General features: G+C 60.1%; 12 protein-coding genes and 1 pseudogene. 10 read left to right on the forward strand and 3 right to left on the reverse strand.

Annotated features, from left to right (window positions below; genetic code table 11):
* Positions 1-54 precede the first annotated feature (54 nt).
* Entirely contained in the window at positions 55-270 is a 216-nt protein-coding gene (locus OWC48_RS44725; protein ID WP_282525741.1) for a hypothetical protein, read from the forward strand.
* On the opposite strand, the pseudogene OWC48_RS44730 reads toward OWC48_RS44725, so the two are convergent.
* The 3 genes and pseudogenes from OWC48_RS44730 to OWC48_RS47300 form a co-directional block, all read right to left on the reverse strand.
* Positions 270-459, reverse strand: a pseudogene (locus OWC48_RS44730) (dihydrodipicolinate synthase family protein); the annotation flags it as partial. The gene OWC48_RS44725 and the pseudogene OWC48_RS44730 sit on opposite strands and share 1 nt — an antisense overlap.
* 371 nt (positions 460-830) lie before the next feature.
* Positions 831-1,160, reverse strand: a complete 330-nt coding sequence (locus OWC48_RS47295; protein ID WP_368860690.1) for a LysR substrate-binding domain-containing protein — start codon at positions 1,158-1,160, stop codon at positions 831-833.
* Positions 1,112-1,486, reverse strand: coding sequence for a LysR family transcriptional regulator (locus OWC48_RS47300; RefSeq protein ID WP_368860691.1), 375 nt, complete (start codon positions 1,484-1,486; stop codon positions 1,112-1,114). The genes OWC48_RS47295 and OWC48_RS47300 overlap by 49 nt, the downstream gene beginning before the upstream one ends.
* A gap of 422 nt (positions 1,487-1,908) precedes the next feature.
* Between OWC48_RS47300 and OWC48_RS44735 the strand changes: the two genes are divergently transcribed.
* From OWC48_RS44735 to OWC48_RS44775, 9 genes are all read left to right on the forward strand, one after another.
* The gene (locus OWC48_RS44735; protein WP_282525742.1) at positions 1,909-2,805 is read left to right on the forward strand and encodes a MurR/RpiR family transcriptional regulator; all 897 of its coding nucleotides are present in this window, start codon (positions 1,909-1,911) and stop codon (positions 2,803-2,805) included.
* 116 nt (positions 2,806-2,921) lie between these two features.
* Complete coding sequence (locus tag OWC48_RS44740; RefSeq protein ID WP_282525743.1) at positions 2,922-4,049, forward strand: amino acid ABC transporter substrate-binding protein; 1,128 nt, start codon at positions 2,922-2,924, stop codon at positions 4,047-4,049.
* Complete coding sequence (locus OWC48_RS44745) at positions 4,028-4,930, forward strand: ABC transporter permease subunit (protein WP_282525744.1); 903 nt, start codon at positions 4,028-4,030, stop codon at positions 4,928-4,930. Before OWC48_RS44740 ends, OWC48_RS44745 begins: the two co-directional genes overlap by 22 nt.
* The gene (locus OWC48_RS44750; RefSeq protein WP_282525745.1) at positions 4,840-5,223 is read left to right on the forward strand and encodes an ABC transporter permease subunit; all 384 of its coding nucleotides are present in this window, start codon (positions 4,840-4,842) and stop codon (positions 5,221-5,223) included. Before OWC48_RS44745 ends, OWC48_RS44750 begins: the two co-directional genes overlap by 91 nt.
* Positions 5,220-6,338, forward strand: coding sequence for an amino acid ABC transporter permease (locus OWC48_RS44755; protein ID WP_282525746.1), 1,119 nt, complete (start codon positions 5,220-5,222; stop codon positions 6,336-6,338). The genes OWC48_RS44750 and OWC48_RS44755 overlap by 4 nt, the downstream gene beginning before the upstream one ends.
* Positions 6,331-7,077 (forward strand): amino acid ABC transporter ATP-binding protein, encoded by a 747-nt coding sequence (locus OWC48_RS44760; RefSeq protein ID WP_282525747.1) that lies wholly within the window; start codon positions 6,331-6,333, stop codon positions 7,075-7,077. The genes OWC48_RS44755 and OWC48_RS44760 overlap by 8 nt, the downstream gene beginning before the upstream one ends.
* Before the next feature lie 6 nt (positions 7,078-7,083).
* Positions 7,084-8,343 carry an aminotransferase class V-fold PLP-dependent enzyme gene (locus tag OWC48_RS44765; RefSeq protein ID WP_282525748.1) on the forward strand — a complete coding sequence of 420 codons (1,260 nt, stop codon included), beginning with the start codon at positions 7,084-7,086 and terminating at the stop codon, positions 8,341-8,343.
* A 35-nt stretch (positions 8,344-8,378) separates the two neighbouring features.
* Positions 8,379-9,131, forward strand: a complete 753-nt coding sequence (locus OWC48_RS44770; protein ID WP_282525749.1) for an amino acid ABC transporter ATP-binding protein — start codon at positions 8,379-8,381, stop codon at positions 9,129-9,131.
* Positions 9,132-9,322: 191 nt separating this feature from the next.
* A partial coding sequence (locus tag OWC48_RS44775) for an aldehyde dehydrogenase family protein (protein ID WP_282525751.1) occupies positions 9,323-9,497 on the forward strand: 175 nt, incomplete at its 3' end.

Here is a 9,497-nt window from a genome sequence, read left to right on the forward strand (position 1 = left end):
AACACGGACTGGTCACCAGCTAGTAATCGCATTTTGGGCTGGGACGAGCGGGAAATGCTTGGCGAGTCCTTGGACTGCATGTTCACCGAAGAAGCCCGTCAAGGACAGTTGCAGCGCGAAATTGAAGATGCGATCTTGCATGGAAAGGGCGGCGGCGAGGTGCGGCGCGCAACCGAAACGGGCTCGGCATCCTGCGCTGTCGTGCGTCCCCGGCACCTCAGCCTCGCTGCGTTGCTGAGTGCGAAACTGGCGCGCCACAATTTGCGCTAGAGCACCATCGCTTCCTCCCAGCCCTGGCGTCGGCAGAGGTTGTAGAGCTCGACGCTCTGCCGCGGGATGATGCAGGCCGGTCCCGCCATCCAGCCCTGCCCGCCGATCAGCATGACCGCGGCCGGGATATGGGCGGAGGCCGAGAACACCCGGATATTGTCGCCGCACCGGCATGATCGAGAGCAGCCGCCATCACTCAAGTCGGTCTAGCGCCATCGAGCGGATTGCGGCGTGCGAACTCGCGCACGAACGAAAAGTGGACGTATCTGGTGCGGTTTCTGGTGCGGTCGTCGCGCTGAGGGCAACGAAGACCAAGTAAGATCCTGATGCAATTGGTGGGCCCGGCAGGACTCGAACCTGCAACCAGACCGTTATGAGCGGCAGACTACCGATCGGCCTTGTTGATTTTGCTGCGGTTTCATTTGCGTTCGATCGCGTTTGTTGCGTTTCGATGAGGTCGTTTCTGGTGCGAAACTGGTGCGGTCACGCCCGCTCGTGCAACCGCGCAGGTCACCGAGAATGTCTTTGACACGCGGATTCACGAAATCAAAACGAGCAAGTTATTCAGCAAAGGGGGGCGCTGGATAGCGTTCTCGCAGGAGATTGAGAAAGCGCTTATCCGTCCAATAAACGGCTTCGCGTGCCGCCAATGCATGCTTCTGAGGCATTGAAATTATGACACGCTCACTCCAGAGCAGAAGGCTCTTACTACATGCCGAGAACAAACGTCCTGGGTGGATAACGACGTCAACCATCCCGCTACAAAGAGCGCACATTAGGCGAAGTCGTGAACGTTCGATTGTCGCAAATTCGATCTGTGGAAAGTGCTTACTAAACTCGACTAGAGTGGCCCGTAAATTCCCGGCAGAGATGGACGTACAGAAGCCCACCGAAAGACGACCAGCATCGCCGCGGCTGTTTGATCTTTCTCGACTAGTGCTTCAACCTGATCCAAAACCAACCGCGCAATTCGCAGAACTGCTCGGCCAGCCACTGTGGGCCTCACGCCTCTGGCTGACCTCTCGAACAGAGTTGTTCCAATCAGATGCTCAAATTCGCCCATCGAGCGGCTCAAGACCGAGTGTCGAAGGGAAAGGACTTCTGCGGCTTGCCGAAAACTCCCGCAGTCACTAGCGGCCATTGCATATCGAAGATGGCGCAAGTCAACCAATCGTGTCGCGCGTGGCTGATCGTTCCTATTGCCGGGCTCAGACATGTCCGTAGCTCAATAGCGAATGGCAACACGCGACGTCCTCGCCCCGACGACGACGTGCATTCCTTCAAGTTGTAGCTCTTCGGTCTACGCGGCAGCAACCATTGCTGGCGTCCAAAGAACCGGCGCCGAGAAGTCGCCAGCCCGACGAAGGATCGCGAGCACCTCGATCGAGATTTCGAGATAGCCTGCAACGGCCATCCGGCTCGTCGAAGGATTCGTTCAATTCGTGGCGCGGGCGCCAACTTCAGGAAAAGGATTTTGCATTGACCGGCGACTGCCGGAGTCCGTCCGCTCGATCCCGTGTTCTTCTCGACCTGCCGACTCGCTCAATTTAGAATTGAGAATATTCGGCTCATCGAGGCAAAAAAATTTGCGTCAATTGTATTGCATGTTGTCAAAAGTTGCGCAATAGTCCACCCAAGATGAAGACAAACCTCCCCACCTCAGTTGATGATCTGCGTCGTTTCCTGGAAATCGAGCGCACTGCGCAGGGTCGTGACCGGATGGGCAAGCGAACACTCGCTGTCCTGGACGACATGCTGGCTCGACCTGGAACTGCAGCGGTGCAGAGCATCTCGGAGTTGGCCGCACACAATGGCGTCGAGCCTTCGACGCTGACGCGGCTCGGCAAGCGTCTCGGCTTCAGCGGTTTTGGGCCCCTCCAGGATCTCTTCCGTCGGCACGTCGCGGAGACGCAGCCCTTCTACAGCAATCGCGTCGACGAGTTGCTTTCTCGACAGGAAGATTCAGGCGCCACGAACTCGCTGCAGCTGGTGGCCCAGAGCGAATGCCAGAAGGTCATGGCGGTCGCCAATACCTTGAATCAGAAGAGGGTCGACGAAGCAGTCAATCGATTGATCAAGGCAAGGCGTGTCTATGTTCTTGCGTCGCGCGGCGCCTACGGCATCGGCCACTTCTTCGGAACCTATTTAGCGACGCTGACGGAGTCAGTCTCCATTGTTGGAGAGCCGGGCCTCCTGCTTGCCTCGGCGCTTGCGCGTATCCAGCCCAGCGATCTGCTAGTGGCCATCTCGTTCCGGCCGTATACGCGCAGTGTCGTAAAGGCCGTGGAATTTGTGAAGAGCGAGGGGGTGCCAATACTGTCGCTGACCGACGCAGGTTCAGCTATCGAGGTTGGTGCAGGCGAGGGAACTACGATCGCCATCGATCAACCCTTCTACTTCGACAGTGCAATGGCTCAATACTTTGTCGCGGAGGCTCTCCTCGTCGCGATTGCCCGGAAGCTTGGGCCCAAGGCGCTGACTGCAATTCGGCGACGAGAGGCCATCAATAAGGTGCTTGACATTGAGATTGGCTGATTCTGCGCCCTGCTTCTTTGTTTAGACCATGGACCATTGGATTGATGAGTTAAGCCGTTCCTCAGCCTGATCTCGCTCTGAACCAATTGGATACTCAACGAAGGCGGAATCCGTCGGTGATTCTGAATAACGAGCTCGTCGATGCATCCTCCACTGACGATGCCAAACCAAAGGAATCCAAAGTGATCGATGCTCAAGTAACCCAACCGCTGAATCGATACCTGCGCGGTCTTACCTGGGGCTTCGCGCTTGCCGCGGCAGCTCTGCTGGGACACGCGCATGCCCAACCGAAGTCGGTCGCGCTCGACACCATAAAGCAGCGGGGAAATCTCAAGTGCGGCGTCTACGAGAACTCTCCTGGGCTTGCGGCCCTCAACGATAAGGGAGAGTGGGTTGGCTTCGACGTCGACTACTGCCGCGCGCTCACGGCGGCGATCCTGGGCGACGCCAAGAAGACGCAGTTTGTGAAGCTGACTTTCGCACAAAGCATGCCGGCATTGCGTTCGGGAGAGATCGATGTCGCGGCTATGGCCATTACCTATACCAGCCTGCGCGACACCGAATTGGGCTTCGACTTCGTGGGCCCAACTCTGTACTCCGGCCATGGATTCATGGTGCACAAGCGCACCGGTGCAATCAACCTATCCGATCTGAATGGCGCGTCGATCTGCGTGATCGCGGGCGCTGCAACCGAAAGTCTGATCGCCGACTACTTCCGGCCGCGTAACATGACGTTCAAGCCGGTAGCGGTCGAAGGCTCGACGCAGATGATGTCGATGTATGAAGATGGCCGCTGCGATGTGGTCACACTCGAGCCGCCGTTCCTCGCGATGCGACGTGCGCGGATGAAGGCGCCTGACGACCACATCATCCTGAACGAGACGTTCGCGAAGTCGCATATGGGCCCTGTCATTCGGGAAGACGATCGCGTGTTTTCGAATGTCGCACGTTGGGTTCACTACGCCCTTGTTACTGCTGAAGAGCTAGGCATCGACGCCAGCAATGTCGACACCATGAAGGAGAGCAAGAATCCCGATGTGCGACGCTTCCTGGGATTGGAAGGAGGCATCGGCTCAAAGATGGGCCTGACCGACGACTTCACGGTCAACGTTATCAAGGCAGTTGGCAATTACGGCGACATTTGGGATCGCAACATCGGGCTGAAATCTCCGGGGATGCTGCCTCGCGGCATGAACGCACTTGCTCGCGACGGCGGGCTGCAATGGGCGCCGAACTGGCGATGAAGCCGATGACAGCGTCGCGCCGCATGCAGATCTTCAGCTCCTCGAAAATGGCGTCGCTCGATCGCCATGGGAGATCGTATGCGGACGGCGGGCTCCGATCGATGATGCGGTGGTTGCGCCGACCCGCCGTGCGCTCGGTCGTTTGGCAGGTGTTGCTCGTCACGATCGTGGGAGGGGCAGTCTGCTGGATTGCGGGCAACGTGATCACCAACATGCCCCGCCTGAAGATGGAACTCCGTTGGGGATTCCTCAATGAGGTGGCGTCATTCGAGTTGGGCGACAACCTGTTCGGCTACCGGGCGGGCGACAGCTACATGAAGGCGTTTGCGGCAGGCCTTGCGAACACCTTGCAGGTGTCGGTGATCGGAATGATGCTGACTGCTTTCGTTGCCACACTGGTTGCCCTGTTACGGTTGTCTGGCAACCTCTTGATGAACCGCATGGCCTGGCTCTATGTCGAGATCGCGCGCAACTTGCCGCTTCTGCTGCAGTTGCTGTTTTGGCAATCGCTTCTGATCCGCCGGTTGCCGCCGCCAAGCGCAGCGTGGCATCCGCTGCCCGACATCGTCGTGTCCAACCGCGGTGTCACCATGGCACGACTGGAATGGCAGTCCTCTTTCGATTGGGCATTGCTGGCGCTCGTCGTGAGCTTGGTGCTGGCCGCGGTCGTGCGTCATCGCCGGAGCCATAGCCGCGTGCGGGCGGCCGGGCCGCCCCTGTACTGCGTGGCTTCAACTTGGCTGGTGGCGTCACGCTGGTTCCGGAGTTCTTTGCGCTGCTTTTCGGTCTCGTGTTCTGTCATGCGGGCTTTGCCGCCGAAAGCATTCGCTCGGGCATTCAGTCGGTCGATCGTGGTCAATGGGACGCAGCGCGCAGCCTAGGCCTGCGCTGGTGGCCCACCATGCGCAAGATAGTCCTGCCGCAGGCACTCCGGGTGATTATCCCGCCGCTGACCTCCAATTTTCTGAGCCTGACGAAGTCGAGCTCTCTCGCGGTGGCCATCGGATACCCGGACCTGATGCGAGTATCCACCGTCGCCATCAGCGACACGGGCCGTGCGGTGGAATGCGTCGTGACCATGCTTCTGGTCTACCTGAGTTTGAGCCTGCTCACGTCGCTCTTCATGAACTGGTACAACGGGCGGGTTACCTTCCAACGAGGCCTTCTCGCATGAAAGCCGACCTCGTTCGATCGGCAAGCGCAGGCGCGACTGCAGCGCGCGTGCTGCGTTGGTGGCACCGGAACTTCTTCGACGGCTGGATCAACATGCTATTGGCAGTTGGCGGCATCTGGCTGCTGGCGACCACTCTTCCAGGGCTCTGGCGCTGGCTCGTAACGGAAAGCAGCGTAGCGCCGGCCAGCTATGGAGACTGCCTGTCCGCCGGAGGCGCCTGCTGGTCCTTTCTGCAAGCCAAGTGGCGCCTGATCCTGTTCGGAACCTACCCGTTCGAAGAACAGTGGCGGGCCGGGTTATCGACGATCATCTTCCTGATGGCCGTGGTGCTGTCATGTATTCCGGGCCTGTGGCTCGGCAGCACGCGGCGATGGTTCATGTGCGCATTGTGGATCGCCGTCCTTGGAACGGTGATGGTGCTGATGCCGGGCGGGATGTTCGGCCTACCGCGCGTCGAACATCGCCTGTGGGCCGGACTGCCCTTGACTCTGGGCTTCGCCGCCATCGGTTGTTGCTGCGCGTTCGGGCTCGCCATTCTGCTGGCGCTGGGACGTCGCAGTGACATGCGATTGATGCACTGGCTCTGCGTCGGGTACATCGAGTTCATCCGCGGCGTGCCGCTGATCAGCCTGCTGCTCCTGGCGACAATCCTGTTTCCGCTGTTGGTGCCTCCCGAGGTGGATGTCGACCAACTGCTGCGTGCGCAAATCGCTTTTGTAATGTTCTTTGCGGCCTACCTCGCGGAGGCTATCCGCGGTGGTCTGCAGGCAGTACCGCCCGGCCAGTCTGCCGCCGCGCAGGCGATCGGCTTCGGTTACTGGCGGACGCAAATCCATATCGTGCTGCCGCAGGCCCTGCGCGTCGCATTACCGTCGCTGGTGAACACGTTCATCGCTGCGCTGAAGGACACCTCACTCGTGAGCGTCGTGGCGATGATGGACTTGCTGGGTACCGCCAACGCCGCCAAAGCGGACCCAAACTGGTGGGGGCTCTACATCGAACCGTATCTCTTCGTCGCGCTGATCTACTTCGCGCTTTGCGCCGGCATGTCCTGGTACGCGCGCGGTCTGGAAAGGCGATTGGCCGGTGAGAAGAAGGGGACGCAACGTGCCTGAGACGAATGACCTGGCGACGTTGCGCGGCATCGTCAAGCGCTACGGCACGCAGACCGTTCTCGACGACGTGAGCCTAGACGTGGCGGTGGGCGAGCGGCTGGTTCTGTGCGGGCCCTCCGGATCTGGCAAGTCGACGTTGATTTCCTGCATCAACGGGCTAGTGCGGCACGACCAAGGGAAGATCGTCGTCGACGGGATCGAAGTGTCTCATCGGTCGGGAACACTACCCGCCGTGCGCTCCCGCGTCGGCATGGTCTTCCAACAATTCAATCTGTTTCCGCACCTTACTGTCCTGGAGAACTGCACGCTTGGGCCGCGAAAGCTCCGCGGCCTGTCGCGGGCAGAGTCGGATGCCCTGGCAGTGGCGCAACTGAAGCGGATGCGCATCGTCGATCAGGCCCACAAGCGGCCGTCCCAACTTTCGGGAGGCCAGCAGCAGCGTGTGGCGATCGCTCGCGCGCTGTGCATGCAGCCAGCGCTGATGCTGTTCGACGAGCCGACGTCCTCGCTGGATCCGGAGATGGTCAAGGAAGTGCTCGACGTCATGATTGAGATGGCCCACTCCGGCATGACGATGATCGTCGTCACGCACGAGATGGGGTTTGCGCGGCAGGCTGCCGACCGGGTCGTCTTCATGGACCAGGGGCGCATCGTCGAGCAGGGGCCTCCCGAACGTTTCTTCAACAGCGCGGTAGATGCACGCACCCGCGCCTTCCTCTCACGCATCCTGGCTAGATAGGTAATCATGCTCACAACACTCCCCTCGACCGGCACCGATTGGGAAACCCTTCGGAGCGAGCTCATCGAAATGAAGAAGCTGGACGTGGATTGGCGGCGCGGTCGCTTGCCGGCCTACATCTACTACTACGACGAGAACCTGCGCCAGGTGCAGTCGGAAGCCTACGCGCTGTATGGCGTGGAGAACGCATTGGGAGCAGGCAAGGTCTTCAAGAGTCTGACGGCCATGTTGGCCGATATCGGCGGCATGGCATTCGATCTGTTCCATGCTCCCGCGGGCGCCGGAATGTCCTTTACGTCCGGCGGCACCGAAAGCCTCTTCGAGGCGATCAAGACAGCGCGCAAGTTCTTCAGGATCAAGCATCCCGGACACAGCGGTCCGCTCAACCTGGTCGCACCGATGACTGCACACCCCGCGGTGAACAAGGCCGGCGAAATCCTGGATGTCGACATCCGGCGCATTGAAGTCGGGCCCGAGCACCGCGCGGATGTGGACGCCATGGCGGCCGCGGTCGATGGCAACACCATCATGATATTCGGCTCGGCCCCGTGCTTCACATTCGGTGTGTTCGATCCGATTGCAGCACTCGGTCGGTTGGCGCTCGAACGCGGACTCTGGCTGCACGTGGACGGCTGCTGGGGTGGCTTCATCTCGCCGTTTGCCAAACGCCTGGGGTATCCCATCCCGGACTGGGACCTGGCCGTGCCGGGAGTGACGAGCATGTCGGCCGATATCCACAAATTCGGCTTCGCGTCCAAGGGGGCGTCGTTGCTAGTGTTCCGCGACGAAGCGATGAAAGCGTACGAACGGTTCGAATACGGCTCATCCTGGGCCAAGGGGACCTATGTCACACCGACATTCCTGGGAAGTCGGCCGGCCGGGGCAATCGCATCTGCCTGGGCGGTAATGCGATATCTTGGTTGGGAAGGGTACATGGCGACCACGAAGGCGACGATGGATGCCACGATGGGGTTCATCCGCGGGATCGACGCGATTCCGGGCCTGCGTTGCCTTCGTCCCAACGGCGAATCCAACCTCTTCGGTTTCGTCTCGAACGACCCCGCCGTTGATATCATGGCGGTCGCCGATCTGCTGGACAAGAAGGGATGGGCGACAGGTCGCTTACATCGCCCCTTGGGCATTCAGCAAGGCGTCAACCCGGTACATCTGCCCATTGTAGGCGAATACCTTGACGACGTGAGAGAGGCCGTGGAACAGGTCCGGGCGAGCGGGCAAACAGGTGCATTCAAGGACGGTACCTATTGAACCGTCTTTTGCGTTCGACAGACTCCGGATTTCAAATGGCGGCGCAGACATCCTCCCCCATGATCGAGTTCAGTGGCGTCAGCAAGTGGTACGGCGACTTCCACGTGCTGCGCGACATCCATTTGAAGATCGCCAGAGGCGAGCATGTCGTCATCTGCGGTCCCTCCGGATCGGGGAAGTCCACGCTGATTCGCTGCATCAACGGACTCGAGCGTCACCACGGCGGTGTCCTCACCGTCGATGGAACCGCGCTCACGGAAGACCCGAACGTCACGCAGAGGATCCGAAGCAACGTCGGCATGGTATTTCAGCAGTTCAACCTGTTTCCACATCTGACTGTGCTGGAAAACCTGACGCTTGCGCCGATGACGGTAGGAAAGTTGCCTCGCCACGAGGCGGAGTCCCGGGCCATGGCGCAGCTCAAACGCGTGCGCATCGCCGAGCAGGCCCAGAAGTATCCGCTGCAGATGTCCGGCGGGCAGCAGCAGCGTGTGGCCATTGCCCGAGCACTGTGTCTTTCGCCTTCGATCATGCTGTTTGACGAGCCCACGTCGGCCCTCGATCCGGAGATGATCCAGGAAGTGCTGGACGTGATGATCGAACTCGCCGACCAGGGCATCACCATGCTGTGCGTGACGCACGAGATGGGCTTCGCCAAAGCCGTCGCGGACCGTGTGATCTTTATGGATCAAGGGCAGATTGTGGAGGAGGGGGCTCCGCACGAATTCTTTTCCAATCCGAAGTGCGATCGCACCAAGGCCTTTCTCTCCAAGATCCTGATGCACTAGAAATTGTCGCATGAGGGCTAGATCTCTACGACCCATACCAGCTCGAACTGCGCTTCATAATCACGGCGAACGCTCACAGCGCTTCTGTTGGCTAGGTCGGGCGCGATGCGAGCAGCGCCGAGGGATGCGCGTAGTGCAATGCGAACAGCGCCAGGGCGTCGTCGCTCAATCAAGTGATCGGAGAAGGGCCTATGAAGATTGTCGGACATTTCATTGGTAGCAGGGAGGTCAAGGGGATGTCGGGCCGGACGGCAGACGTTTTCGAGCCGATGACCGGTGACGTCCAGGCCAAGGTGGCGCTGGCGTCCAAGGCCGAGGTCCGCGCTGCCGTCGAGAACGCCCGCGCCGCGCAGCCGGAATGGGCCG

It is taken from the genome of Bradyrhizobium sp. Arg816 (assembly GCF_029989365.1).
Lineage (GTDB): Bacteria > Pseudomonadota > Alphaproteobacteria > Rhizobiales > Xanthobacteraceae > Bradyrhizobium.

Excerpts from the sequence above, each read along its gene's own strand:
- OWC48_RS44725 (WP_282525741.1), top strand. The coding sequence starts at position 55 with ATGCTTGGCGAGTCCTTGGACTGCATGTTCACCGAAGAAGCCCGTCAA.
- OWC48_RS47300 (WP_368860691.1), bottom strand. The coding sequence starts at position 1,486 with ATGTCTGAGCCCGGCAATAGGAACGATCAGCCACGCGCGACACGATTG.
- OWC48_RS44735 (WP_282525742.1), top strand. The coding sequence starts at position 1,909 with ATGAAGACAAACCTCCCCACCTCAGTTGATGATCTGCGTCGTTTCCTG.
- OWC48_RS44745 (WP_282525744.1), top strand. The coding sequence starts at position 4,028 with ATGGGCGCCGAACTGGCGATGAAGCCGATGACAGCGTCGCGCCGCATG.
- OWC48_RS44755 (WP_282525746.1), top strand. The coding sequence starts at position 5,220 with ATGAAAGCCGACCTCGTTCGATCGGCAAGCGCAGGCGCGACTGCAGCG.
- OWC48_RS44765 (WP_282525748.1), top strand. The coding sequence starts at position 7,084 with ATGCTCACAACACTCCCCTCGACCGGCACCGATTGGGAAACCCTTCGG.
- OWC48_RS44770 (WP_282525749.1), top strand. The coding sequence starts at position 8,379 with ATGGCGGCGCAGACATCCTCCCCCATGATCGAGTTCAGTGGCGTCAGC.